Consider the following 23,239-nt stretch of genomic DNA (forward strand, 5'->3'; position numbering starts at 1 on the left):
GTTTATCCGTAGCGTGAGAAATGTTTTTCCAACCTGCCCTGCGCCAACGACAACAAGAAACAGATAATCCAGTAAATCAGCGCCGCTTCGCTGTAGATCCACAAAAATTCATACGTGGTGGAAGCGATATTTTGCGCCTCACGAAACAGCTCCGTCACCAACACCGTTGAGGCAAGGGAGGTGTCTTTCACCAAACTGATAAAACTGTTCGACAGCGGCGGCACCGAAACCCGCATAGCTCATACCGATCGAATACGATGCTTCCCACTGCCCTTTCGGAATCGACAAAATCGCCGCACGAATGGTTTCCGAGGCGTAAGCGCCGATATTCAATGAAAAGGCGATCACCGCCGACGGGAACGGATCGAGTTTCACCCCGATATTCGGCAAACCGTAGAAAATAATAAACAGCTGCACCAGCAACGGCGTGCCACGAATTGCGGAAACATAGATCCGCGCCAGATAATAGTCGAGATGATATAACGGATTAGTGCGAGGAATCACGCGCATTAACGCCACCAGCACCGCAATAATCATGCCGAAAAAGAAAGAGAACAGCGTCAGCGGAATGGTATTGGAAATGGCGCCGCGCAACATAGGCCAACAAGCGTCGATTAACATCGACGCTTGTTGTTCATCTAAAAACGGCAGGGAAGATAGCAGATTATTCAGTAACGTCATCGCCGAACCATTGGATTGATAACGCTTTTAATGTTCCGTCTTGGCGCATTTCAGCCAAAGTGCGGTTGAACCCCGCCACTACATCGTCGTTACCTTTCAAAAATACAAAGCCAGAACCGATTTTGGTCTCATCTTTATAGGCAATTTTCAAACCGGAATTCGGCTGTTGTTTGAAGTAATCCAAAATCGCCAGTTGTCCGTTTAAGGTTAAATCAGCCCGTTTTTGTTTCACCAATTCCAACGCAGGCGCCATGCCTTCCACCGGCAAAATTTCCGCGCCGTTCTCTTTCGCCAGCACATAGTAGCTGCTGTTGATGCTTTGTGCTGATTTTTTGCCGTTGATCTCGATAAGTGCGGTCAAATCGGCATTGTCCGCAGTGGTCACCACCACAGAACGTTCAAAGTTATACGGTTCGGACAACAGGTATTTTTGCTGGCGTTCCGGATTAGTCAAATCCACTTGATTGGCAATCATATCAAAACGCTTGGCATTTAAACCGGCAAACATCGCGTCCCATTGGGTTTCAAAAAATTCTACGTTCAAGTCCAAACGTTTCGCCACTTCACGGGTGACTTCCACATCAAAACCGGTCAATTTGCCGTCTTTGTCATGGAAAGTAAACGGCGGATAGGTGCCTTCGGTGCCGACACGAATGGTTTTGCTGCTCGCCAAGGTTTCTGACAAGGTCGCTTCTTTTTGCTCGCTCGCGGTTTGGCTTTTTTGATCACAAGCCGTCAGCCCCAATGCCGCAACCAACACGCCAAAAACAGTTAACAGTTTTTTGTTTAATTTCATTTTGTTATATTCTCATCAGTTTTAAAGAAAATAATTGAGGCGCACAGTATAATGGATTGTGCCATGCCCTACCATAATTACATTCAATAAGTTATAACTTTTCGCTATAACGCGCTGTTTCGCCACCCACACGAAAAATCGCTTTATTTCCGCGCCGCAACTATTTATACTATCCGTCTAGTGCCAACAAGGAACTAGAATTATGCAAACATTATCATTTGAACATAACCGCACTTTTGCTTTCGGCAAAACCATTATGCGATCTCTGCATAATCTCGCGTTATTTTCATTTGATCACCAATCCTCAATTAGTGGGGATTTTTTTTGCCTGCAATTTACCAATCCGACGCCAAGCACCATTCAATCTCTTTCCATTCTGATGACCAATTCACGGAGTAACTGCAATGCAACACGTTCGTACTTTTAATACCTATATTCGCGATGAAATTATCAAAAAAGGCGGCTGGGTCAATTCCCACGCGCACGCCGACCGCGCATTCACCATGACGCCGGAAAAAATTGATATTTACCGCACTTGCAATCTGCAACAAAAATGGGATTTGGTGGACGAAGTTAAGCGCAATTCCAGCATTGAAGATTATTACGCCCGCTTCTGCCAAGCGATTGAAATGATGATCCAACAGGGAGTGACCGCATTCGGTACGTTTGTCGATATCGATCCGGTGTGTGAAGACCGTGCAATTATCGCGGCCCACCGCGCACGCGAAGTGTATAAAAACGATATTATCCTGAAATTCGCCAACCAAACCTTAAAAGGCGTGATCGAACCGACCGCACGCAAATGGTTCGACATTGGTGCCGACATGGTGGATATGATTGGTGGCTTGCCGTATCGTGATGAATTGGATCACGGACGCGGTGAAGAAGCGTTTGATATTTTAATGGACGCTGCCAAATCGCGCGGCATTATGTGTCATGTACACGTTGACCAATTCAACACCCCGCGCGAAAAAGAGACCGAAATGTTGTGTAACAAAACCATTGAACACGGGATGCAAGGTCGCGTCGCCGCCATTCACGGCATCTCAATCGGCGCCCACTCGAAAGAGTACCGTTATCAGCTATACGCCAAAATGCGTGAAGCACAAATGATGATGATCGCCTGCCCGATGGCATGGATCGACAGCAACCGTAAAGAAGATCTGATGCCGTTCCACAATGCGCTGACTCCGGCGGACGAAATGATTCCGGAAGGCATCACCGTAGCAATCGGCACCGACAACATCTGCGACTACATGGTGCCGCTGTGTGAGGGCGATATGTGGCAAGAACTCAGCCTGCTCGCCGCCGGCTGCCGCTTCCCGGACATCGAAGCGATGATCAACATTGCCAGTGTGAACGGACGTAAAGTGTTGGGGCTGGATTAAGCAAAACGGGGAGGGCGAAAGTGGGGGGCTGATTATCGTACTATACCCTCAAACGATAAATCACCTGATTGCTGGAACCACGCCAGGCCAGTTTTGGATCGGCGAGTTGTTGCTCGAATTTGCCGTCGATTAACACATCAACATACGCCAAAAAAGCCTGTTGTTCGGCGCTGAGATCTTGCAGACGATAGCCCGTCCACAGCCAAATGTCTTTGTCGGGGCATTCACGTTTCACCCGTTGCACCAACGGCAAAAGTGCGGTCAGGTTTTTCGGGTGCAGCGGATCACCACCGCTGAGGCTCAGGCCTTGCCGCTTGATTCGGCGATCTTGCAGATCACGGATAATCTGATCTTCCATCGCCTGATCAAACGGCACGCCGGCGCAAAACGACCAGCTTTTTTGATTGTAGCAGCCCTTGCATTGATGCTCACAACCCGCCACGAACAGCGTGCAGCGCGTGCCTTCACCATTGACCACATCGACCGGATAATATTGCAGATAATTCATCACAACCGCACTTTGCTTATTTTAAGTTACAGATGTTTCACCCGACGTTTGACTTCCTCTTGCTTGCCGCTGTTGAACGGACGTGCGTCCGGGCTGCCGAGATAGCCGCAGACACGGCGGGTTACCGACACCGAGTTGCTGTCGTGGTTGCCGCAGCTTGGGCAAGTGAAGCCTTTGCTGGTGCAGTCAAATTCGCCTTTGAAACCGCATTGATAACACTCATCAATCGGCGTATTTGTGCCGTAATACGGCACACGTTGGTAGCTGTAATCCCACACATCTTCCAACGCTTGCAGATTGTGTTGCAGGTTAGGGTATTCGCCGTAGCAGATAAAGCCGCCATTGGCGATCGGCGGATATGCCATCTCAAAATCCAGCTTGTCGTACGGATTGACCTTTTTTTCCACGTCTAAGTGGAAACTGTTGGTGTAATAGCCTTTGTCGGTTACGCCGTCGATGATGCCGAATGCTTTGCTGTCGAGGCGGCAGAAGCGATCGCACAGGTTTTCACTTGGGGTGGAATACAGGCTGAACGCATAGCCGGTTTCGGTTTTCCACTGTTCAACCGCACTTCGCAAGTGTTGCACGATATCCAGCCCTTTTTGCCAAAGTGCAGTTTGATCGTAAATCGCATTGCCGAACAGTGCGTTGATGGTTTCATGGATACCGATATAGCCGAGTGAGATTGAGGCTCTGCCATTTTTGAAAATATCGGCAACGCAGTCGTTTTCTTGCAAGCGCACGCCGCACGCCCCTTCCATATACAGAATCGGGGCAACTCGTGCTTTGGTTTGTTGCAGCCGGGCAATGCGGGTCATCAACGCTTTTTTGGCGATTGCCAAACGTTGATCCAGCAGCTGATAAAACCGCACTTCATCGCCTTTGGCTTCCAAGGCAATGCGTGGCAGGTTGAGGCTGACCACACCTAAATTATTGCGTCCCTCGTGAATTTCCTGTTGATCCTGTTCATAACGCCCCAAGAAGCTACGGCAGCCCATCGGCGCTTTAAACGAACCGGTGACTTTCACCACTTGCTCATAATTCAGAATGTCGGGGTACATTCGCTGGCTGGCGCATTCCAGTGCCAGTTGCTTGATGTCGTAGTTCGGATCGCCGTTTTGCAGATTCAGCCCTTTTTTCAGGGTGAACACCAGTTTCGGGAAGATTGCGGTTTTATGATTTTTCCCCAGTCCACGAATCCGATTTTGCAAAATCGCCCGTTGGATCAAACGGGATTGCCAGCTCTCGCCCAGCCCGAAACCAAAGGTAACAAACGGCGTTTGCCCGTTGGCGGTGTGCAGGGTGTTGACTTCATATTCCAACGATTGAAACGCATCGAAGCACTCTTTTTCCAAACGTGATTTGGCGTAGCCCTCAGCGTTGGCAATCTGCCACTCGGCGGCAATCGCCAAATGCTTTTCATAGCTTTTTTGCACATAAGGCGCCAGCACTTCATCGATTCGATTAATAGTGGTGCCGCCATAAATATGGCTGGCTACTTGGGCGATAATCTGGGCGGTTACAGCGGTGGCGGTGGTGATCGATTTTGGGGTTTCAATTTCGGCATTGCCCATTTTGAAGCCCTGTTCCAACATCCCTTGCAGATCGACCAGCATACAGTTGAACATCGGGAAAAACGGTGCATAGTCCAGATCGTGATAGTGGATTTCGCCTTTTTCATGGGCGGCGACCACATCGGCAGGCAGCAGATAACGCTTGGCGTAGTGCTTGGCGACGATGCCGGCAAGCAAATCACGCTGAGTCGGGATCACTTTCGCATCTTTATTGGCGTTTTCATTCAGGATTTCCAGATTGCTCTGTTCGATTAAGCCCTCAATCTCTTTGGTCAGCTGGCTGCGTTTTTCACGCGCCAAATCACGATCATGGCGGTATTCGATATAGGCGCGCGCAATTTGCGGATATTGGCTTTTCATCAGCTGTTCTTCAACAATCGCCTGAATGTGGGCAATATCGATCTGCTGTTGATAGCGGGAGAAAATTTCGCCGCAGGCATCGGCGGCGCACTGCATGATAAATTGTTCGTTATTGATGCCGCTGGCGGCAGCCGCTTTGCGAATCGCCTGTAGAATCCGTTCCGCCACAAACGGCACGCTGGCGCCGTCTCTTTTGATGACCTGTAAGCCTGACATAAATTCCCCTATGTTGTGAGTTTTCAAAAACGAGAACACTATATATAGATATTTATTGTTTAAAAAGCACTATATCTTGAATATTTGATCTGCGTCAAATAAAAATGATTCTCAAAAAATAAGGGGTTGATTTTATTTGGAATTGAATTTAGGCGTTGTTGAGCAGTTCGTTGACTACGTTCGGAATGGCTTTGGGAGTAGGAATAAACAGCTGCTTATGTCGGCTAAGTTCGCCTTTTTCCAGCATGATGCTGCTTTTGGCGACTTTGAATTGTTTGCTGAGGAATTTTAATAAATGAGCGTTGGCCTGCCCGTCGATCGGCGGAGCGGTGATCTGAATTTTCAGTTCGTTGTCGTGCAAGCCGACGATCTGATCGCGGCTGGCTTTGGGCTGCAAAAAAATGTTTAAACGCAGCCCAAGTGCGGTCTGTTCAATAGCTGCCATTAAGCGGCAAGCCACAACGAGCCGAAAATATCGAGCAACAGCTTGTTGCCCAAAATCAGGATAAACGCCAACGCCATCACCGAAAAATCGATCATGCCGGTGTTCGGCAAAATGCGGCGAATCGGTGCTAGTAGCGGTTCAGTGATGCGCTGCAATTGATATTCCAACGGGTGATTGCCTTGTGAAAACCAGCTCATTACCGCACGGATTAAAATTGCCCAGAAAATGATTTCACCAAACGCTTTCACCACCGCCAGGGCGCCGATCAGCGCCAGCTGTCCCCAATTTAACCCGACTGACAGACTGCTGAGCAGCAATGGGTATTTCAACATGTTGATCACAAACGCCAACAACAGCGCCGCCAAATCAATTCGATTACGGCTTGGGATCAGCTTGCGCAGCGGCGCGAGCACCGGCTGGGTTAATTTCACCACCGCTTGCGACAGCGGGTTGTAAAAATCGACCTGACAATATTGGAACCACGCACGCAGCACCAGAATAAAGGTATAAAGCCCGACAACGGTTTGTACTAAAAACTGTAATGTGTTCATGATGCTCCTTGAAATAGCAAAAGTGCGGTTTGAAACCGCACTTTAGTAGATGGAGATGGATTGATGAAATTCAAGCCGTCAATCCGATTCGTCGCATGAATTATTTGGTTGGATAATCCCACCAAATGTCGAACAATTCGCTGATTTCAATTTGCTGCAAATTGTTTTCGCTCAGCCAGTTTTGCACCAAAGTGCGGTGTGAATCATCGCAGTTGCCGACTTTCTCCAAGCAAACCAAACCTTCCCAGTGCAGGTAGCCGCTGCCTTCATAGGCTAAGCCGTGCGGTTTGATCACTTGCTCGATAAAACGGTCTAAAGTTGCGTCGATCTCTTCAACGGCAGTGTTGTCGGCAAATTGCCAGCGAACAACAAAGCCTAATTCTTGAAACTCGGCAAGGTGCATTTTTTTGCGTTGTCTGCGGTTACGCTGAATAGCCATACTATTTTCCTTTTTGGTTGATAATTCATTGATTAATGATAAATAAAATACAGATCCCAAACCCCGTGCCCCAGTCGCTGCCCGCGCTGTTCAAACTTGGTCAACGGACGAAAATCTGGACGCGGGATATAATCGCCGCTTGCCGATTGGTTGACCAAATTGTCGCTGTTTTGCAGGGTTTCCAACATATGTTCTGCATAATTTTGCCAGTCGGTTGCCATATGAATAAAGCCACCGGAGACTAATTTCTGTTGTATTAAGCGGATAAAGTCCGCTTGTACGATCCGCCGTTTATGGTGTTTGCTTTTTTGCCACGGATCCGGAAAGAACAATTGTAATCCGCCTAAACTGTTGTCGGCAATACTATCACGCAAAATTTCCATCGCATCATGGCAAATCACGCGTAAATTGCGCACATTTTCCTGCACCGCCAACGCTACACAGGCGCCGACACCGGGGGTGTGCACTTCAATCCCCAAATAGTTGCGATCGGGATTGTTTTTCGCCATTTCAACCAGCGACGTGCCCATGCCGAAGCCGATTTCCAACACCACAGGACTATTGTTGCCGTAAATCGCTGCAAAATCAAACGTTTCAGCTTGATATTCCAAGCCGAAATCCGCCCAATGGCTGTTCATCGCATTTTTTTGGTATTCGCTCAGCCGCCCGGTGCGCAGCACAAAGCTGCGGATTTTGCGCACATAGCGCCCGTCTGCGGTGAATTCGGCGGTTTCCACGGTTTTGCGTTTTTGATCGGCAAAGGTGATTGGTTGTGGTGTTGAGTCTGACATAGTGCTTTATAACAGGTCCGTTGCGATTTAATAGGCGCATTATGCAAATATCGGCGGGGATTACAACTGTTTTTCGTATTTCTTTGGTGATCGCGGCGATGAATTGCGCGATTTCTTACGCATGGCAGACAGAAATTGGCCGAACGTTTGTTACAATCCGCGCCAATTCGGTGTGCGATAAGAATGGTTTGTATTTCTTTTTTCTAAGCGGATTTCACCGATAATTCATTCTAAATTAATCAATTACGAGAATTCGATTATGCAAAATATTTATATTAAAGCTTCAATTGCGATTTTTCTGTCGGCATTTTTAGCGGCGTGTAGTGGCGGCGGTTCGTCATCTCAATCGGCGCCGATTGCAAGCAATCTTACCGTTGCACCTGCAAATAGCACTAGCGGTTCAAAAGTTGATTCAAGTGCGGTTACGGATTTGAAAGAGAAAGAGGCGCTGCAAAAAGCGGAGGCGGATCGGAAAGCAAGATTAGAGAAAGAAAAAGCGGATAAAGAAAAAGCAGAAAAAGAATCGGCTGAAAATACGATTGTCGACGAGCCAAAAGCGACATCAGATCAGCCGACAGCACCTCAGCCGCTAAAAGAAACTAAAACTCCAGTTTATGGTGGATATTCTATTTCTTTAGACGGTTCGCGAAGTGCTTGGGATGGAAAGACAGGGAACTATGAGGTAAAAAAAGAAGGGAATGAATTTAAGCCTTCTATTACTAGTGGAGTGAGCAACCTTCAAATAGGTGACACTAAGCTGGAACTGATTGCGCCTAATAATATTGACTTAGGCTATTACGGCTATGTTTCAACATTTACGCCAGATAACGGTGTTGTTGGCGAAGGAAGTGGGCAGAAGCGAGCGGTAGATTTGCTATATGCCTATGATACAAATAGAAAAGATACGGCAGCACCAATGTTGAATGGTTATCAAGGCACTGTAACTTATGGTGGTGATTTCTGGTATATCGTAGATGCAGGAAATACTGATAATGCAGCCAAAGCAGATATTTCATTAAGCTATAATCCGTCTGGCAAAACACTAGTTGGTCATATTAGAGATACAAATAAAGGTGTCAATTTAGATCTTCAATTAACGGGTGAACTTAACGGTGATTTTATGATGACTGCAAAACCGGCTAAAACTGGACATTCATCAACTCAAGTAACTGAGCCGGGAGTGTTAAACGGTCAATTCTTAGATCAGGGTAAATATATTGTTGGTGATGCCCAGTCAGGTGATTCGGCTAAACAATGGCAAGGTGTATTCGGCACAAAAGAAACGGAGCGTGTAGCTAAATAAGATTAATCTTTTTATATCCTCGCTTTCCAACCGCACTTGCTGTAAAGTGCGGTTTTTGTTTATCTGCAATACGGAAATGCCCGCATCATGTTAGCTCAATCCTCAATTCACGCGCCTTTTGCCCGAGCGGTGCTCGACTGGTATCAACAATACGGGCGAAAAGAGTTGCCGTGGCAGCAAAATAAAACGCTGTACCAAGTCTGGCTGTCGGAAGTGATGTTGCAACAAACTCAAGTGACGACGGTGATCCCCTATTTTCAGCGTTTTATCGCCGCTTTTCCGGATGTGGTCACGCTGGCGAATGCGCCGATTGATGAGGTGTTGCATTTGTGGACCGGGCTGGGGTATTACGCACGAGCCAGAAATTTACATAAGGCCGCCGTTATCATTCGCGATCAATATCAAGGCGAATTTCCGACGGAATTTGAACAGGTTTGGCAGTTGCCCGGGGTGGGACGCAGCACCGCCGGGGCGATTTTATCCTCTTGTTTGAATGCGCCCTATCCGATTTTAGACGGCAATGTCAAACGCGTGCTGGCGCGCCATTTTGCGCAGGACGGCTGGGCGGGCGAGAAGCGTGTGAGCGATCGCTTATGGCAATACAGCGAACAGGTGACACCCACCGAACAAGTGGCAGATTTCAATCAAGCTATGATGGATTTGGGCGCGCTAGTTTGTACCCGTTCAAAGCCAAAGTGCGGTTTATGTCCGTTGCAAACCAGTTGCCTTGCCAATCAACAACAGAACTGGCAAGCCTATCCGGGCAAGAAACCGAAGAAAAGTTTGCCTGAAAAACAGGCGTATTTTCTGATTCTGCAACAACAAGACAGCGTGTTATTACAGCAGCGCCCGCCGCAAGGCTTGTGGGGCGGATTGTACTGTTTCCCGCAATTCAGTGATAAAGCCGAATTGCTGGCTTATCTGGCTCGACACCAAATTGAGCACTACCGGCAATGGACGGCATTTCGCCATACCTTCAGCCATTTTCATCTGGATATTGTACCGATTTATGCCGAAAAAAGCGCAAATCCAATGCAAAAGTGCGGTCAGCCCGTTCTTTTTGAGGGAAAAGTGGCGGAAATTGAGGCGGAATATCGAGCGGATATACCCGAACAGAATAATTATTGGTATAATTTTCAATCACCGCCAAAAATTGGATTGGCGACTCCAATGAAAAATTTATTATTACAATTACAGGCAATGCAACCAAAGCAAGAATGACCTGTCTAATAAACGATCTACTGTAAAAAGGACTAGCACATGGCACGAACAATTTATTGTGAATATTTAAAACAGCAAGCCGACGGATTGGATTTCCAGCTATATCCGGGCGAACTGGGCAAACGGATTTTCGACTCAATCAGCAAACAAGCATGGGGCGAATGGATGAAAAAACAGACCATGCTGGTGAATGAGAAAAAACTGAATATGATGAATGCCGAGCACCGCCAATTGCTGGAACAGGAAATGGTGAACTTCCTGTTTGAAGGCAAAGAGGTGCATATCGAAGGCTACGTTCCGCCGAGTCAATAATTGTTCCACCAGCCATTTAGGATTTACCATATGAAAAAGTACCTGCTCTTGTTGTTGCTTCCGTTGTTGTACGCCTGCGGCTCGTCGCAGAAAACCGCCGGAATCGACTACGATGATGCCTTTGCCAAAGACTTGCGCGGATTAGACATTCTGACCGGTCAGTTCTCGCATAATATTGACCGCAAATGGGGCGTCAACGAGTTGTTGGTCGCCAGCCGCAAAGATTATGTCAAATACACCGACCAATACAGCACGCGTAGTCACATCAGCTTTGATGAAGGCAAGATTACAATTGAAACACAAGGCATGGATGCTTACCGTTTGAAAAAATCGATCGTGCATACCCTGATGATGGGTTCGGATGCCAACGGCATTGATTTATTTGCCGACGGTGACGCGCCGATCAGCTCGCGCCCGTTTTTGTCCGGGCAGGTCGTCGACCACCGTGGCGCCACGATCAATAATCTTGATAGCGCCAATGCGTTTGCCAATCACCTGTTGCAAACCAGCTTGCAAACTCGTCGTTTAAGCAACGGACAGCTGGTGGAATATGTCACGATTCCGATGATCGCCAACCATATCAACGTACGGGCGCAAAAATATGTGCCGTTCGTGCGTCGTGCCGCCCGCCATTACAACATTGACGAGAGCCTGATTTTGGCGATTATGCAGACCGAATCCAGCTTCAACCCGTATGCGATCAGTTATGCTAACGCAATGGGCTTAATGCAGGTGGTACCGCATACCGCCGGGCGTGATGTGTTCCAAATTATGAAAAAAGTGCCGGGGCAGCCGAGCAAGGAGTATCTGTTTGATCCGCACAAAAATATTGATGCCGGTGTGGCGTATCTCTCTTTGTTGCAAAATAACTATCTCGCAGGGATCACCGATCCGTCCTCTAAACGTTATGCGATGATTTCGGCGTATAACAGCGGCGCAGGAGCGGTGTTGCGGGTGTTTGATCAGGATAGAACCATGGCGGTAGAGAAAATCAATCGCTTACTTCCTGAGCAAGTGTACCGCACTTTGACCACGCGCCACCCGTCGGCGCAAGCTAGAAACTACTTGGTGAAAGTGGATTCGGCGCAAAAGAAATATCGGGTGCGAGCTAATTAATAAACAGTTTGCGAATTAAAAATAAACGCTTTGCACGCAAAGTGTGCAAACAAGTGATATAATCAATCTTTTTTAAAAATAGGTGTTGACTTGAAAGCGAAAAAAACGTTTAATACGCACCACTGATGAGTTGCCTCGATAGCTCAGTCGGTAGAGCAGGGGATTGAAAATCCCCGTGTCGGTGGTTCGATTCCGCCTCGAGGCACCACTTTTCCTCCTTAGTTCAGTCGGTAGAACGGCGGACTGTTAATCCGTATGTCGCTGGTTCAAGTCCAGCAGGAGGAGCCATTATTTACGACCCGTTGAGTGTTAATACTCAGCGGGTTTTTTCTTGCCTGAATTTCCGATTGTTTTCCTCAACTCATTTTCTGTATTGTTGGCAGCGTAAAACAATGGCATAAAAAAACCGCACTTTGCAAGTGCGGTTTGATGTTTGGAATATTGCGACAATTAGTTGCTCAAGCCTAGCAGCGCATTACTGATTTCGTTGTCGTTGTAGAATTTGGTCACCACATCTTGGAACGATTTATTCAGGACTTTTTGAATCCCTTCGTTATCCGCGCCGAATACCCCTTCTTGTGAATGGGTTGCACCGAAACTTTTCGAGAACGAGCCTTTCGCACCCTGGATTTCAATCACGATATTCACTTTACTGTCGATTTTGTATTTTAAATTACCTTCGCTCACCTGTGCGTTGAAATCGGTGATTTTGACAACCGCGTTACTGTTGGAATTTGCACCGCTGGCGATGCGAAAGCCTTTGCTGTTTAATCCCTGTTGCACCACTTGTTGGAACAGTTGTGCCACTTCAGGACTGGCGGTCAAGTGTTGCATACTGCCGCCGGAAGTGTAGCTGGCAACGGTTGCGGTTGCACGTTGATCTTGCGTGACCACATTTACGGCAACGCGCTGGTTGGCGGTGTTGAATTGTGCGCTCGGCGCCGGTGGCGTGAAGGTCAGGGTATTATTTTGGGTTTGGCAGCCCGCCAGCAATACCACACTTCCCAACACCAATGCCGAAGCCAGTTTTTTGAAGGAATGTTGTTTCATTGTTATCTCCTTAAAATATCAAGTTTAAAGTCACTGTCGCTGATTATTGTTGCAAACTACAACAATAAAGTATAGCGTTAGACCGCAAAATCGTTATTTTATTCACAATAAAACCATGCAGGAAGATTATGGATCAACAGCAGATTACCGCATTTTTGCAGCAAGCGTTACAGCCGAGCTATCTGGAGGTGCTGAACGAAAGCCATATGCACGGCTCAGGCAAAGGGGCAAATTCGCATTTTAAAATTATCATTGCCGCTTCCGCCTTTGACGGCTTACGCGCAGTGACACGGCATCAAAAAATTTATCAAATTCTGCAACAGGGCTTGGAAGGCGGGATTCACGCGCTGGCAATTCACGCCTACAGCGTTGCGGAGTGGCAACAAAAACAGCAGCCTGTGATTTCATCGCCAAATTGTATGGGACATGGCGATTAACCATTTATGGGTAAGGCTGTAACACTTTTGCCACAAATCGCAATAAAAAGTGTGATCAGATCAAAAAAAGTCTCGGTTAAAGTGGAATTTTAGGGGCTTAATTGGTTACAATAAGCCGTTTTTATTATCAAAAAATTAACTATCGGAAGCGGTGCGGATTAAGGCGGAATGTTTCGCCGTGTGGAATGATGCCGTTTCTGATGCTTTACGGAATTTGAGTTTTAAATTGTATGTTTGAGTGGTAAGTGTTTAGTTGTTGTGGTACGCCCATGTTTAGACCTTTCCCCATTCATTGCTCAAAAAGAGATTGTCGAGATAACGCTATTTCGGCAATTGTGATGTAAACCTAACTAAAAAGTAGTGCTAACAATATGATTACAATTAAGAAAGGCTTGGATCTTCCAATTTCAGGGAAACCGGCACAGGTAATCCAGAATGGTCCTACCATTACTGAAGTTGCGGTGCTTGGCGAAGATTATGTGGGTATGCGTCCGTCTATGAGTGTTCGCGAAGGTGATGTTGTCAAGAAAGGCGAAGTGCTTTTCTCTGATAAGAAAAACCCGGGTGTGGTGTTCACCGCACCGGCGAGTGGCACAGTGACGGCGGTTAACCGCGGCGCTAAGCGTGTATTACAATCGGTTGTGATTACAGTTGAAGGAAATGAACAAATTACCTTTAACCAATACGACCGCCAAAAATTGTCATCGTTAAGCGATGAGCAAGTGCGGGAAAACCTGCTGAAATCCGGTGTTTGGACTGCCCTGCGCACGCGTCCGTTCAGCAAATCGCCGGCGGCGGATGCGGTTCCGGCTGCGATTTTTGTCAATGCGATGGATACCAATCCATTGGCGGCGGATCCAACGGTGATCATTAATGCAAATCAGCAAGCCTTCGAAGACGGTTTGGTGGTGCTTAGCCGTTTAAACAGCAAAAAGTTGTATGTGTGTAAGGCTGCCGGTTCATCCGTTGCCGTGCCACAAATCGACAAACTACAAACCGAAGAGTTTAGCGGCCCGCATCCGGCTGGTTTGAGCGGCACGCACATTCACTTCCTCGATCCGGTCAGCGCAACCAAAAGCGTTTGGACGATCAACTATCAAGACGTGATTGCGATTGGTCAGTTGTTCACTACCGGTGAACTGTACACCGATCGCGTGGTGGCACTCGGCGGCCCGAAAGTTAAAGAACCGCACTTGGTTCGTACGCGTGTCGGCGCATCTTTAACTCAGCTGACAGCCGGTCAATTGAAAGACGGTGAAAACCGCGTGATCTCCGGTTCGGTATTAAGCGGAGCGACGGCGGAAGGGCCTCTCGCCTATTTAGGCGCTTTCCATCAGCAAGTTTCCGTGATTGCCGAAGGACGCGAAAAAGAATTTTTGGGCTGGATTATGCCGGGGTCAGATAAATTCTCGATTACCCGTACCGTATTGGGGCATTTCGGCAGCAAATTATTTAACCTGACCTCCGCAGTAAACGGCGGACATCGTGCAATGGTGCCGATCGGCGCGTATGAGCGCGTTGTGCCGTTGGATATTATCCCGACGTTGCTGCTGCGTGATTTGAGTGCCGGCGACACCGACAGCGCCCAAGCATTAGGTTGTTTGGAGCTGGACGAAGAAGATTTGGCACTTTGTACTTTTGTCTGTCCGGGCAAAAATGAATATGGTCCGATGCTACGCGCTGCGTTAGACAAGATCGAGAAGGAAGGTTAAAAATGGGTTTAAAACATCTTTTAGAGAAAATCGAACCTGCGTTTTTACCGGGTGGAAAATACGAGAAGTGGTATGCGCTGTTTGAAGCCACCGCAACATTCTTGTATACACCGGGAACGGTAACCAGCAAATCCTCCCATGTGCGTGATGCGATTGACTCAAAACGTATGATGGTGTTGGTGTGGTTGGCGTTGTTCCCGGCAATGTTCTACGGTATGTATAACGTAGGGGCGCAATCGTTATTGGCATTGGGCAGCATTGCCTCGCCGGACGTGTTTGCACAAAACGTCGCACAAAATATCAATAATGACTGGCATTTCGCGTTAGCGAATATGTTCGGAATCTTGTCGCAAGATGCCGGTGTGATCGCCAAGATCGTACTGGGCGGCATTTTCTTTTTACCGATTTACGCCGTAGTTTTCTTGGTGGGCGGTCTCTGGGAAGTGTTGTTTGCGATGATCCGCAAACATGAGATTAACGAAGGCTTCTTTGTCACCTCTATCTTGTTAGCGTTGATCGTGCCACCGACTCTGCCGTTATGGCAGGCAGCTCTGGCAACCACCTTCGGGGTTGTTGTGGCGAAAGAGATCTTCGGCGGCGTGGGTAAAAACTTTATGAACCCGGCGTTAGCGGGACGTGCATTCCTGTTCTTTGCGTATCCGGCACAAATCTCCGGTGATGCAGTCTGGGTTGCGGCCGACGGCTTCTCCGGTGCAACCGCACTTTCACAGTGGGCAGCCGGTGGTGAAGCCGGTTTAAAACATCTGGTGACCGGCGAGCCGATTCAGTGGATGGACGCGTTTTTAGGTAACATTCCGGGGTCTATCGGCGAAGTTTCAACCTTAGCGCTGATCATTGGTGCGGCGATTATCGTATTTGCGCGTATCGCATCTTGGCGGATTATCGCCGGTGTGATGATCGGGATGATTGCAACCTCAACCTTGTTCAACATGATTGGTTCTGAAACCAATTCATTGTTTGCGATGCCGTGGTATTGGCATTTGGTGTTGGGTGGTTTTGCATTGGGTATGTTCTTTATGGCGACCGATCCGGTTTCTGCTTCTTTCACTAACAAAGGCAGATGGTGGTACGGCGTTTTAATCGGTGTAATGTGCGTATTAGTGCGTGTTGTGAATCCGGCGTATCCGGAAGGCATGATGCTGGCGATCCTGTTTGCCAACTTGTTTGCACCGTTATTTGACTACCTTGTCGTTCAGGCAAATATCAAACGTAGGAGAGCGCGCAATGTTTAAGTTTAATAAAGACAGCTTTGCAGGCACTATTCTGGTTATTTTTCTGGTCAGCTTGGTTTGTTCGATTATTGTTGCGGGTTCTGCGGTCAGTTTGAAACCAACACAAGAACAACAAAAATTGCTGGATAAACAAAAAAATATTCTGAGTGTTGCCGGTTTATTGCAACCGAATATCAATATCAGCGAAGTTTATGCCCAAAGCATCGAGCCGCGTTTAGTTGATTTAAACAGCGGTGAATATGTTGCAACAAAACCGGGCTTTGATGCGACTGCGGCAGCGAAAGATCCACAAACCAGTGTCGCGTTGTCGTCTGAAGAAGATTTAGCTAAAATCCGCCGTCGTGCGAATTTTGCAGAAATCTATTTGGTTAAAAATGCTCAAGGGCAGGTCGATAAAATTGTTTTACCGGTTTATGGTTCCGGATTATGGTCGGTAATGTACGGCTTTATGGCAATCCAGCCGGACGGTAACACTATTGATGGCATCACGTACTACCAACACGCGGAAACTCCGGGATTGGGCGGTGAAATCGATAATCCTAACTGGCAAGCACAATTTGCCGGTAAGAAAATCTACGATGAACAGGGCAATGAAGCACTGACCGTGAGAAAAGGCGGTTCTGCAGATAAAGCGCACGGAGTGGACGCATTATCCGGTGCGACCTTGACCAGTGATGGTGTCAATGCAAGTTTCAAATTCTGGTTTGGTAAAAATGGTTTCGCTCCGTTCCTGGAGAAATTGAGAACAGGAGAATTAAACAATGGCTGAGTTAAAAGGTAGAAAAGGCTTATTGCTGTCGCCTATCCTGGATAACAACCCGATCGCATTGCAAATCCTCGGGATCTGTTCTGCATTGGCGGTAACCACCAAACTGGAAACTGCTGTAGTAATGGGGATCGCGGTAATTTTTGTTACTGCATTTTCAAGCTTATTCATTTCCACTATCCGCAATTTTATTCCGAACAGTGTGCGGATTATTGTACAAATGGCAATTATTGCGTCACTGGTAATTTTGGTTGATCAGATTTTACGCGCTTATGCGTATGATATTTCCAAACAGTTATCGGTGTTTGTTGGCTTGATTATCACCAACTGTATCGTAATGGGACGTGCCGAAGCGTTTGCGATGAAAGAACCGCCATTAGACAGCTTCCTGGACGGGATCGGGAATGGCTTAGGTTATAGCGCGATCTTGATCGTGGTAGCTTTCTTGCGTGAACTGATCGGATCAGGAAAATTATTCGGCGTAACCATTTTTGAAACCATTAATAATGGTGGCTGGTATCAGCCGAACGGCTTATTCCTGCTGGCGCCGAGCGCATTCTTTATTATCGGTTTTGTCATCTGGTTATTAAGAACCTTCAAACCGGAACAAGTGGAGAATAAATAAGCATGGAACATTATATCAGTCTTTTTGTGCGTTCGATTTTTATCGAAAATATGGCACTGGCGTTCTTCCTTGGAATGTGTACCTTCCTGGCAGTATCGAAAAAGGTTTCGACCTCATTCGGCTTAGGGATTGCGGTTATCGTGGTGCTCGGTATTGCCGTGCCGGTTAACAACTTGGTATATAACCTAATTTTGAAAGACGGCGCCTTGGCTGAAGGGGTGGATTTAAGTTTCCTTAACTTCATCACTTTCATCGGGGTTATCGCGGCGTTAGTACAAATTTTGGAAATGATTTTAGATAAATATTTCCCGGCATTGTACAACGCATTAGGGATTTTCCTGCCGTTGATTACCGTAAACTGTGCGATCTTCGGTGGCGTGTCTTTCATGGTGCAACGTGATTACAACTTTGCCGAATCGATCGTATACGGTGTTGGCGCCGGTACCGGTTGGATGTTGGCGATTGTTGCCTTGGCGGGGCTGACAGAAAAAATGAAATATTCCGATGTGCCGAAAGGCTTAAGAGGATTGGGGATTACATTTATTACTGTTGGTTTAATGGCGCTTGGTTTTATGTCATTCTCCGGCATTCAGCTGTAAAGAGAGGAATCACAGATGGAAATAATTTTAGGTATCGCAATGTTTACCGTGATTGTTTTGGTCTTGGCTGTATTAATTTTGTTTGCCAAATCCAAACTGGTCAATTCCGGTGACATTACCATCGGGATCAACGAAGATCCGAGCAAAGCGATTAAACTGCCGGCAGGCGGCAAATTGCTGGGCGCGTTAGCGAGCGAAGGGATCTTCGTTTCTTCCGCGTGCGGCGGCGGCGGTTCTTGCGGGCAGTGTAAAGTGAAAGTATTGCATGGCGGCGGCGATATTCTGCCGACCGAGCTTTCTCACATCAGTAAAAAAGAAGCGAAAGAAGGCTGGCGTTTATCTTGCCAAGTCAATGTCAAAACGGACATGGAAGTGGAAGTTGAGCCGGAAATCTTTGGTGTGAAAAAATGGGAATGTACGGTTATTTCTAACGATAACAAAGCGACATTCATCAAAGAGCTGAAATTGGCGATTCCGGAAGGGGAAGAAGTTCCATTCCGTGCCGGTGGTTATATCCAGATTGAAGCTGAACCGCACACTGTCAAATATAGCGATTTCGACGTGCCGGAAGAGTACCGCGAAGACTGGGACAAATTCGACCTGTTCCGTTATGTATCTAAAGTGGACGAGCCGATTATCCGTGCTTACTCCATGGCATCTTATCCGGAAGAAAAAGGCATCATCATGTTGAACGTGCGGATTGCAACACCGCCACCGAAACAACCTGATGCGCCTCCGGGGCAAATGTCATCTTATATCTGGTCGTTGAAAGCCGGTGATAAAGTGACGATTTCCGGTCCGTTCGGGGAATTCTTTGCTAAAGAAACCGATGCCGAAATGGTCTTTATCGGCGGTGGTGCGGGTATGGCGCCGATGCGTTCACATATCTTTGACCAATTAAAACGCCTGCATTCAAAACGCAAAATGTCATTCTGGTATGGTGCGCGTTCTAAACGTGAAATGTTCTATGTAGAAGATTTCGACGGCTTGCAAGCGGAAAACGACAACTTCCAATGGCACGTTGCCTTGTCTGATCCGTTGCCGGACGACAACTGGGACGGTTACACCGGCTTTATCCATAACGTATTGTATGAAAACTATCTGAAAGACCATGAAGCGCCGGAAGATTGTGAATACTATATGTGTGGACCACCGGTGATGAATGCTGCGGTGATCGGTATGCTGAAAAACCTAGGGGTTGAAGACGAAAACATCCTATTGGATGACTTCGGTGGTTAATAAAATCACATTCAGAGATGAAAAATGTTTTTGAAACAAGTAATTAACTGGCTGGCCCTGATGGGGCTAGCCTTTTTTGTTAGTGCCTGTGGCGAGAAAACCACGGAAGTGGCTTTTGCCGGCAAAACGATGGGCACGACTTATAGCGTGAAATATTTGACGGACAGCAGCCAAAATCTGCCGGATCAACAAACCGTGCAGCAACAGGTTGACCGCACTTTGCAAGAAGTGAACCGTCAAATGTCGACTTATCAAAAAGAGTCGGAAATTTCGCAGTTTAACCAATCGCAAGCGGTGCAAAGTGCGGTGGCGATTTCGCCTGAATTCGGGCGAGTGGTAGAAGAAGCGATTCGTCTGAATCAACTCACCGACGGCGCATTGGATATCACCGTCGGGCCACTGGTCAATTTGTGGGGTTTCGGGCCGGAAAACCGTCCGGAAAAAATACCGAGTGAAGCGGAAATTGAAGCGCGCCGTGCTTGGATTGGGCTGGACAAATTGTCGCTGGATAAAAGCGATGGGCAATACCGTTTGAGCAAAAGCGTGCCGAATCTGTATATTGATCTCTCCTCGATCGCCAAAGGTTTCGGCGTTGATCAACTGGCGGAATATTTAGATTCTCTCGGCATTGCTAATTATATGGTGGAAATCGGCGGTGAAATTCGTGCCAAAGGGCTGAACAAAGAGCAAAAAGCTTGGCAAATTGCGATTGAAAAACCGGAATTTGACGGGCAAAGAGCGGTACAGTTGATCATCGGGTTGAAGGATATGGCGATGGCGACCTCGGGCGATTATCGCAATTACTTCGAGCAGGGTGGCGTTCGGTTTTCGCATGAAATCGATCCGCACAGCGGCAAACCGATTCAACATAATTTAGTCTCAATCACGGTGCTAAACCCGTCGAGCATGACCGCCGACGGCTTGGCAACGGGCTTGTTTGTGTTGGGCGCGGAAAAGGCGCTGGAGATTGCCGAAAAAAATAATTTGGCAATTTACCTGATTATCAAGACAAACACCGGTTTTGAGACTAAAATGTCATCAGTATTTAAACAGCTTGCCGAGCAATAAAGGCAAGCGACAGGATTAAGGATTGAGCTATGAACCTCTTTTTTATCACATTTGGTTTTTTTGTCTTAGTGATTCTTGCTATGTCAATCGGCTACTGGATCAAACAAAAATCCATTCACGGCAGCTGCGGCGGAATCGCCACTCTGGGAATGGAAAAAGTGTGTGACTGTCCGGAGCCTTGCGACAACCGCAAAGCCAAAATGGCGGCGGAAGCGGAAGAAGCCGCCCGACAACAAAAATTGCAGCAGCAAGAACGCATTTTATAGGCTAACGCTCAAACGCATTGCGCTATTTTCAGTGGCAACTTCAACGGGGCGGGTGAATTTATCCGCCCGTTTTTGTCATTTGCCAACGGCGAGTAGCCAACCAACAAAGTGCGGTCAGCTTACCGCACTTTTGATTTTTATAACGAATTTGGTATCAATATGAATTTAATTTCAGCGACTTATGAGAAATTAAACCCGCTTGACAACGCGCAAAAACAGCATAACGCAAGCAAAAAAGTGATCGTCGGCATGTCCGGCGGGGTCGATTCTTCCGTTTCCGCCTATATCTTGCAACAGCAAGGTTATCAGGTGGAAGGACTGTTTATGAAGAACTGGGAAGAAGATGACGACAGCGAATATTGCTCGGCGGCGACCGACTTGGCAGACGCGCAGGCGGTGTGCGACAAGCTGGGGATTCGGCTGCATAAAATCAACTTCGCGGCGGAATATTGGGATAACGTCTTTGAGCATTTTTTAACCGAATACAAAGCCGGGCGTACGCCGAATCCGGATATTCTGTGCAACAAAGAGATCAAGTTCAAAGCCTTTTTAGAGTATGCCGCCGAAGATCTGGGGGCGGATTACATCGCCACCGGGCATTATGTGCGCCGAACCGCACTTGGGCAGCCGGGCAAAGTGGCACTGTTGCGCGGCTTGGACGGCAATAAAGATCAAAGCTATTTTCTATATACTTTAAGTCACCAGCAAGTCGGGCAGAGTCTGTTTCCGGTCGGCGAACTGGAAAAACCGGTGGTGCGCCAAATTGCCGAAGAATTAGGATTGATCACCGCCAAGAAAAAAGACTCGACCGGCATTTGTTTTATCGGCGAGCGCAAATTTAAAGATTTTCTGGCGCGTTATTTGCCGGCGCAACCGGGCGAAATTCGCACCGTTGACGGCGAAGTGATCGGTCGCCATGACGGCTTGATGTATCACACTCTCGGACAGCGCAAAGGCTTGCGAATCGGCGGCTTGAAAAATGCCGGTGACGAGGCGTGGTATGTAGTGGAAAAAGATCTGGCGAATAACGAACTGATTGTGGCGCAAGGGCATGATCACCTGCGTCTATTTGCCAACGGTTTGATCGCACAACAATTACATTGGGTGAATCGCGAACCAATCCGCGAGCCGCTGCGCTGCACGGTGAAAACCCGCTATCGTCAGCAAGATGTGGCGTGTGAAATCATTCCACTGAATGACGAAAGCATCGAAGTGCGGTTTGACCAGCCGCAAGCCGCCGTCACGCCGGGGCAATCGGCGGTGTTTTATCTGGGCGAAGTCTGTCTGGGCGGCGGCATTATCGAGCAATCGATTAAGTAAGCAGGCGATCACAATATGCAAACCGCAGTTGAAATTCGCCCGATGCAGATCAGCGATTACCCGCAAGTCGCCGAGTTGTGGCGCAACACGCCCGGCATGGGGATGAGTGCGGTTGATGACAGCGAGCAGGGGATTGCGGCGTTTTTGGCGTTCAATCCCGATCTCAATTTCGTGGCGCTGCTTGAACAGCGCGTGGTCGGCGTGATCATGTGCGGCTACGACGGGCGACGCGCAACGCTCTACCACATGGCGGTGGCGCAAAGTCAGCAGGGCAATGGCATCGGCAGCGCACTGCTGCGCAAACTTGAGCAACAATTCGCCGCTAAAAATATCAGCCGCGGACGCTTGTTAGTATTCGCCGACAACCAAAGCGGCAACCGTTTTTGGGCAAAACACGACTGGACGCGGCAAGATGATCTGAATTACTATTCGAAAGCGTTTTCCGCCGTGAAATAAAGTGCGGTGGGTTTTGTGTAAACTTTAAAAAAATAGCGAACAATGGTATAGTTTCGCCGTTATCTCGACGTTGATTATCACTACAAGGATTATACGCAACTCATTATGGCGGATTATCACGATCTCACCTTGGCACTTGCCGGCGTTTGCCAGTCGGCGAAACTGGTGCAGCAATTTTCTGAGCAAGGCAGTGCCGATCAGGCAGCGTTTGCCGTTTCCCTTAATTCCTTAATCAATACCGCACCCGATTCCACTTTGGCGGTGTATGGCGGCGATCCGGCGAATTTGCGTCTGGGGCTTACCACTTTGCTGGAACAGGTTTCCGGCGCCAAGGGTGAGCTGGATATGAATGTCGGGCGTTATTGGATGAGCCTGCTGGCGTTGCAAGGCAAACTGGACGCCAACCCGCAAAGCAAACAACTGCTCGGCAGCCGCATTCAGGGGCTGGAGCGCCAGCTGCAACATTTTGAACTGCTTGACGAACAGATGATCGCCAATATCGCCGCGATTTATGTTGATGTAATTAGCCCATTGGGCGCCAAAATTCAGGTGAAAGGTTCGCCGATCTATCTGCAACAAAGCGGAATTCAAAACCGAGTACGTGCCGCCTTGCTGTGTGGCATTCGTTCGGCGGTGCTGTGGCGTCAATTGGGCGGCTCACGTTTAAAACTGCTGTTCAGTCGCAGCAAATATCAGCAAGCGGCACAACAAATCTATTCTTCACTTTAACCTCAATCACACGGAGTT

26 protein-coding genes, 2 tRNA genes and 1 pseudogene are annotated in these 23,239 nt (G+C 47.8%); 20 read left to right on the forward strand and 9 right to left on the reverse strand.

Annotation, left to right across the window (positions count from 1 at the left end):
* Window positions 1-2: 2 nt before the first annotated feature.
* Window positions 3-681 (reverse strand): annotated as a pseudogene (locus ACUHGC_RS04515) (amino acid ABC transporter permease).
* Entirely contained in the window at window positions 665-1,477 is an 813-nt protein-coding gene (locus tag ACUHGC_RS04520; RefSeq protein ID WP_446834453.1) for a transporter substrate-binding domain-containing protein, read from the reverse strand. Before ACUHGC_RS04520 ends, ACUHGC_RS04515 begins: the two are co-directional and overlap by 17 nt.
* Window positions 1,478-1,679: 202 nt before the next feature.
* On the opposite strand from ACUHGC_RS04520, the gene ACUHGC_RS04525 reads away from it, so the two are divergent.
* Both ACUHGC_RS04525 and ACUHGC_RS04530 read left to right on the forward strand, forming a co-directional pair.
* Window positions 1,680-1,904, forward strand: a complete 225-nt coding sequence (locus tag ACUHGC_RS04525) for a hypothetical protein (protein ID WP_446834454.1) — start codon at window positions 1,680-1,682, stop codon at window positions 1,902-1,904.
* Window positions 1,882-2,865 (forward strand): amidohydrolase family protein, encoded by a 984-nt coding sequence (locus ACUHGC_RS04530; protein WP_446834455.1) that lies wholly within the window; start codon window positions 1,882-1,884, stop codon window positions 2,863-2,865. The genes ACUHGC_RS04525 and ACUHGC_RS04530 overlap by 23 nt, the downstream gene beginning before the upstream one ends.
* Window positions 2,866-2,905: 40 nt before the next feature.
* Here ACUHGC_RS04530 and nrdG read toward each other — a convergent pair whose 3' ends face one another.
* The 6 genes from nrdG to trmB form a co-directional block, all read right to left on the reverse strand.
* Window positions 2,906-3,373 (reverse strand): anaerobic ribonucleoside-triphosphate reductase-activating protein, encoded by a 468-nt coding sequence (gene nrdG, locus ACUHGC_RS04535; RefSeq protein ID WP_446834456.1) that lies wholly within the window; start codon window positions 3,371-3,373, stop codon window positions 2,906-2,908.
* Between the two features lie 26 nt (window positions 3,374-3,399).
* Window positions 3,400-5,523, reverse strand: coding sequence for an anaerobic ribonucleoside-triphosphate reductase (gene nrdD, locus ACUHGC_RS04540; RefSeq protein WP_446834457.1), 2,124 nt, complete (start codon window positions 5,521-5,523; stop codon window positions 3,400-3,402).
* 148 nt (window positions 5,524-5,671) lie between these two features.
* Entirely contained in the window at window positions 5,672-5,968 is a 297-nt protein-coding gene (gene yggU, locus ACUHGC_RS04545; RefSeq protein ID WP_446834458.1) for a DUF167 family protein YggU, read from the reverse strand.
* Window positions 5,968-6,519 (reverse strand): YggT family protein, encoded by a 552-nt coding sequence (locus tag ACUHGC_RS04550; RefSeq protein WP_446834459.1) that lies wholly within the window; start codon window positions 6,517-6,519, stop codon window positions 5,968-5,970. Before ACUHGC_RS04550 ends, yggU begins: the two co-directional genes overlap by 1 nt.
* A 100-nt stretch (window positions 6,520-6,619) precedes the next feature.
* Window positions 6,620-6,958 (reverse strand): YggL family protein, encoded by a 339-nt coding sequence (locus ACUHGC_RS04555; protein WP_446834460.1) that lies wholly within the window; start codon window positions 6,956-6,958, stop codon window positions 6,620-6,622.
* A gap of 32 nt (window positions 6,959-6,990) precedes the next feature.
* Complete coding sequence (gene trmB / locus ACUHGC_RS04560) at window positions 6,991-7,749, reverse strand: tRNA (guanosine(46)-N7)-methyltransferase TrmB (protein ID WP_446834461.1); 759 nt, start codon at window positions 7,747-7,749, stop codon at window positions 6,991-6,993.
* 259 nt (window positions 7,750-8,008) lie between these two features.
* On the opposite strand from trmB, the gene ACUHGC_RS04565 reads away from it, so the two are divergent.
* The 6 genes from ACUHGC_RS04565 to ACUHGC_RS04590 all read left to right on the forward strand — a co-directional run bounded on the left by ACUHGC_RS04565 (window position 8,009) and on the right by ACUHGC_RS04590 (window position 11,989).
* Window positions 8,009-9,052 (forward strand): hypothetical protein, encoded by a 1,044-nt coding sequence (locus ACUHGC_RS04565; protein ID WP_446834462.1) that lies wholly within the window; start codon window positions 8,009-8,011, stop codon window positions 9,050-9,052.
* Window positions 9,053-9,139: 87 nt separating this feature from the next.
* Window positions 9,140-10,273 carry an A/G-specific adenine glycosylase gene (gene mutY / locus ACUHGC_RS04570; RefSeq protein WP_446834463.1) on the forward strand — a complete coding sequence of 378 codons (1,134 nt, stop codon included), beginning with the start codon at window positions 9,140-9,142 and terminating at the stop codon, window positions 10,271-10,273.
* A 39-nt stretch (window positions 10,274-10,312) separates the two neighbouring features.
* Entirely contained in the window at window positions 10,313-10,585 is a 273-nt protein-coding gene (locus tag ACUHGC_RS04575; RefSeq protein ID WP_446834464.1) for an oxidative damage protection protein, read from the forward strand.
* A 30-nt stretch (window positions 10,586-10,615) separates the two neighbouring features.
* Complete coding sequence (mltC, locus tag ACUHGC_RS04580) at window positions 10,616-11,701, forward strand: membrane-bound lytic murein transglycosylase MltC (protein WP_446834465.1); 1,086 nt, start codon at window positions 10,616-10,618, stop codon at window positions 11,699-11,701.
* Between the two features lie 132 nt (window positions 11,702-11,833).
* A tRNA-Phe gene (locus ACUHGC_RS04585) sits at window positions 11,834-11,909 on the forward strand.
* A gap of 4 nt (window positions 11,910-11,913) precedes the next feature.
* Window positions 11,914-11,989: transfer RNA gene (locus ACUHGC_RS04590), tRNA-Asn, on the forward strand.
* A gap of 162 nt (window positions 11,990-12,151) precedes the next feature.
* Here ACUHGC_RS04590 and ACUHGC_RS04595 read toward each other — a convergent pair.
* Window positions 12,152-12,751 carry a YajG family lipoprotein gene (locus ACUHGC_RS04595; RefSeq protein ID WP_446834466.1) on the reverse strand — a complete coding sequence of 200 codons (600 nt, stop codon included), beginning with the start codon at window positions 12,749-12,751 and terminating at the stop codon, window positions 12,152-12,154.
* Between the two features lie 128 nt (window positions 12,752-12,879).
* Between ACUHGC_RS04595 and ACUHGC_RS04600 the strand changes: the two genes are divergently transcribed.
* The 12 genes from ACUHGC_RS04600 to hflD all read left to right on the forward strand — a co-directional run bounded on the left by ACUHGC_RS04600 (window position 12,880) and on the right by hflD (window position 23,221).
* Window positions 12,880-13,188, forward strand: a complete 309-nt coding sequence (locus tag ACUHGC_RS04600; RefSeq protein ID WP_446834467.1) for a BolA family protein — start codon at window positions 12,880-12,882, stop codon at window positions 13,186-13,188.
* 371 nt (window positions 13,189-13,559) lie between these two features.
* The gene (locus tag ACUHGC_RS04605) at window positions 13,560-14,900 is read left to right on the forward strand and encodes a Na(+)-translocating NADH-quinone reductase subunit A (RefSeq protein WP_446834468.1); all 1,341 of its coding nucleotides are present in this window, start codon (window positions 13,560-13,562) and stop codon (window positions 14,898-14,900) included.
* A 2-nt stretch (window positions 14,901-14,902) separates the two neighbouring features.
* The gene (locus ACUHGC_RS04610) at window positions 14,903-16,153 is read left to right on the forward strand and encodes an NADH:ubiquinone reductase (Na(+)-transporting) subunit B (protein ID WP_446834469.1); all 1,251 of its coding nucleotides are present in this window, start codon (window positions 14,903-14,905) and stop codon (window positions 16,151-16,153) included.
* A complete protein-coding gene (locus tag ACUHGC_RS04615) occupies window positions 16,146-16,922 on the forward strand; it encodes a Na(+)-translocating NADH-quinone reductase subunit C (RefSeq protein ID WP_446834470.1) in 777 nt (258 codons plus the stop codon). The genes ACUHGC_RS04610 and ACUHGC_RS04615 overlap by 8 nt, the downstream gene beginning before the upstream one ends.
* Entirely contained in the window at window positions 16,915-17,544 is a 630-nt protein-coding gene (locus ACUHGC_RS04620) for an NADH:ubiquinone reductase (Na(+)-transporting) subunit D (RefSeq protein ID WP_446834471.1), read from the forward strand. The genes ACUHGC_RS04615 and ACUHGC_RS04620 overlap by 8 nt, the downstream gene beginning before the upstream one ends.
* A gap of 2 nt (window positions 17,545-17,546) precedes the next feature.
* Window positions 17,547-18,143, forward strand: a complete 597-nt coding sequence (nqrE, locus tag ACUHGC_RS04625; protein WP_446834472.1) for an NADH:ubiquinone reductase (Na(+)-transporting) subunit E — start codon at window positions 17,547-17,549, stop codon at window positions 18,141-18,143.
* A 15-nt stretch (window positions 18,144-18,158) separates the two neighbouring features.
* Window positions 18,159-19,382: an NADH:ubiquinone reductase (Na(+)-transporting) subunit F gene (gene nqrF, locus ACUHGC_RS04630; RefSeq protein WP_446834473.1), complete on the forward strand. Its 1,224-nt coding sequence runs from the start codon at window positions 18,159-18,161 to the stop codon at window positions 19,380-19,382.
* 30 nt (window positions 19,383-19,412) lie between these two features.
* Window positions 19,413-20,450, forward strand: coding sequence for an FAD:protein FMN transferase (locus ACUHGC_RS04635; RefSeq protein WP_446834838.1), 1,038 nt, complete (start codon window positions 19,413-19,415; stop codon window positions 20,448-20,450).
* 29 nt (window positions 20,451-20,479) lie between these two features.
* Window positions 20,480-20,716 carry a (Na+)-NQR maturation NqrM gene (gene nqrM, locus ACUHGC_RS04640; protein ID WP_446834474.1) on the forward strand — a complete coding sequence of 79 codons (237 nt, stop codon included), beginning with the start codon at window positions 20,480-20,482 and terminating at the stop codon, window positions 20,714-20,716.
* Between the two features lie 159 nt (window positions 20,717-20,875).
* Window positions 20,876-22,036, forward strand: coding sequence for a tRNA 2-thiouridine(34) synthase MnmA (gene mnmA / locus ACUHGC_RS04645; RefSeq protein ID WP_446834475.1), 1,161 nt, complete (start codon window positions 20,876-20,878; stop codon window positions 22,034-22,036).
* A gap of 15 nt (window positions 22,037-22,051) precedes the next feature.
* Complete coding sequence (locus ACUHGC_RS04650) at window positions 22,052-22,492, forward strand: GNAT family N-acetyltransferase (RefSeq protein WP_446834476.1); 441 nt, start codon at window positions 22,052-22,054, stop codon at window positions 22,490-22,492.
* 105 nt (window positions 22,493-22,597) lie between these two features.
* The gene (gene hflD, locus ACUHGC_RS04655; RefSeq protein WP_446834477.1) at window positions 22,598-23,221 is read left to right on the forward strand and encodes a high frequency lysogenization protein HflD; all 624 of its coding nucleotides are present in this window, start codon (window positions 22,598-22,600) and stop codon (window positions 23,219-23,221) included.
* The last annotated feature ends 18 nt before the right edge of the window (window positions 23,222-23,239 follow it).

Source organism: Testudinibacter sp. P27/CKL/0425 (assembly GCF_052931395.1).

What these genes read in the sequence shown, in the direction of transcription:
- mltC (WP_446834465.1), top strand. Translation starts at nt 10,616, where the DNA reads ATGAAAAAGTACCTGCTCTTGTTGTTGCTTCCGTTGTTGTACGCCTGC.
- ACUHGC_RS04620 (WP_446834471.1), top strand. Translation starts at nt 16,915, where the DNA reads ATGGCTGAGTTAAAAGGTAGAAAAGGCTTATTGCTGTCGCCTATCCTG.
- ACUHGC_RS04600 (WP_446834467.1), top strand. Translation starts at nt 12,880, where the DNA reads ATGGATCAACAGCAGATTACCGCATTTTTGCAGCAAGCGTTACAGCCG.
- ACUHGC_RS04605 (WP_446834468.1), top strand. Translation starts at nt 13,560, where the DNA reads ATGATTACAATTAAGAAAGGCTTGGATCTTCCAATTTCAGGGAAACCG.
- nqrF (WP_446834473.1), top strand. Translation starts at nt 18,159, where the DNA reads ATGGAAATAATTTTAGGTATCGCAATGTTTACCGTGATTGTTTTGGTC.
- ACUHGC_RS04650 (WP_446834476.1), top strand. Translation starts at nt 22,052, where the DNA reads ATGCAAACCGCAGTTGAAATTCGCCCGATGCAGATCAGCGATTACCCG.
- ACUHGC_RS04525 (WP_446834454.1), top strand. Translation starts at nt 1,680, where the DNA reads ATGCAAACATTATCATTTGAACATAACCGCACTTTTGCTTTCGGCAAA.
- ACUHGC_RS04555 (WP_446834460.1), bottom strand. Translation starts at nt 6,958, where the DNA reads ATGGCTATTCAGCGTAACCGCAGACAACGCAAAAAAATGCACCTTGCC.
- hflD (WP_446834477.1), top strand. Translation starts at nt 22,598, where the DNA reads ATGGCGGATTATCACGATCTCACCTTGGCACTTGCCGGCGTTTGCCAG.
- trmB (WP_446834461.1), bottom strand. Translation starts at nt 7,749, where the DNA reads ATGTCAGACTCAACACCACAACCAATCACCTTTGCCGATCAAAAACGC.
- mnmA (WP_446834475.1), top strand. Translation starts at nt 20,876, where the DNA reads ATGAATTTAATTTCAGCGACTTATGAGAAATTAAACCCGCTTGACAAC.
- mutY (WP_446834463.1), top strand. Translation starts at nt 9,140, where the DNA reads ATGTTAGCTCAATCCTCAATTCACGCGCCTTTTGCCCGAGCGGTGCTC.
- ACUHGC_RS04550 (WP_446834459.1), bottom strand. Translation starts at nt 6,519, where the DNA reads ATGAACACATTACAGTTTTTAGTACAAACCGTTGTCGGGCTTTATACC.
- yggU (WP_446834458.1), bottom strand. Translation starts at nt 5,968, where the DNA reads ATGGCAGCTATTGAACAGACCGCACTTGGGCTGCGTTTAAACATTTTT.
- nrdD (WP_446834457.1), bottom strand. Translation starts at nt 5,523, where the DNA reads ATGTCAGGCTTACAGGTCATCAAAAGAGACGGCGCCAGCGTGCCGTTT.
- nqrM (WP_446834474.1), top strand. Translation starts at nt 20,480, where the DNA reads ATGAACCTCTTTTTTATCACATTTGGTTTTTTTGTCTTAGTGATTCTT.
- ACUHGC_RS04565 (WP_446834462.1), top strand. Translation starts at nt 8,009, where the DNA reads ATGCAAAATATTTATATTAAAGCTTCAATTGCGATTTTTCTGTCGGCA.
- ACUHGC_RS04530 (WP_446834455.1), top strand. Translation starts at nt 1,882, where the DNA reads ATGCAACACGTTCGTACTTTTAATACCTATATTCGCGATGAAATTATC.
- ACUHGC_RS04595 (WP_446834466.1), bottom strand. Translation starts at nt 12,751, where the DNA reads ATGAAACAACATTCCTTCAAAAAACTGGCTTCGGCATTGGTGTTGGGA.
- nqrE (WP_446834472.1), top strand. Translation starts at nt 17,547, where the DNA reads ATGGAACATTATATCAGTCTTTTTGTGCGTTCGATTTTTATCGAAAAT.
- nrdG (WP_446834456.1), bottom strand. Translation starts at nt 3,373, where the DNA reads ATGAATTATCTGCAATATTATCCGGTCGATGTGGTCAATGGTGAAGGC.
- ACUHGC_RS04610 (WP_446834469.1), top strand. Translation starts at nt 14,903, where the DNA reads ATGGGTTTAAAACATCTTTTAGAGAAAATCGAACCTGCGTTTTTACCG.
- ACUHGC_RS04520 (WP_446834453.1), bottom strand. Translation starts at nt 1,477, where the DNA reads ATGAAATTAAACAAAAAACTGTTAACTGTTTTTGGCGTGTTGGTTGCG.
- ACUHGC_RS04615 (WP_446834470.1), top strand. Translation starts at nt 16,146, where the DNA reads ATGTTTAAGTTTAATAAAGACAGCTTTGCAGGCACTATTCTGGTTATT.
- ACUHGC_RS04575 (WP_446834464.1), top strand. Translation starts at nt 10,313, where the DNA reads ATGGCACGAACAATTTATTGTGAATATTTAAAACAGCAAGCCGACGGA.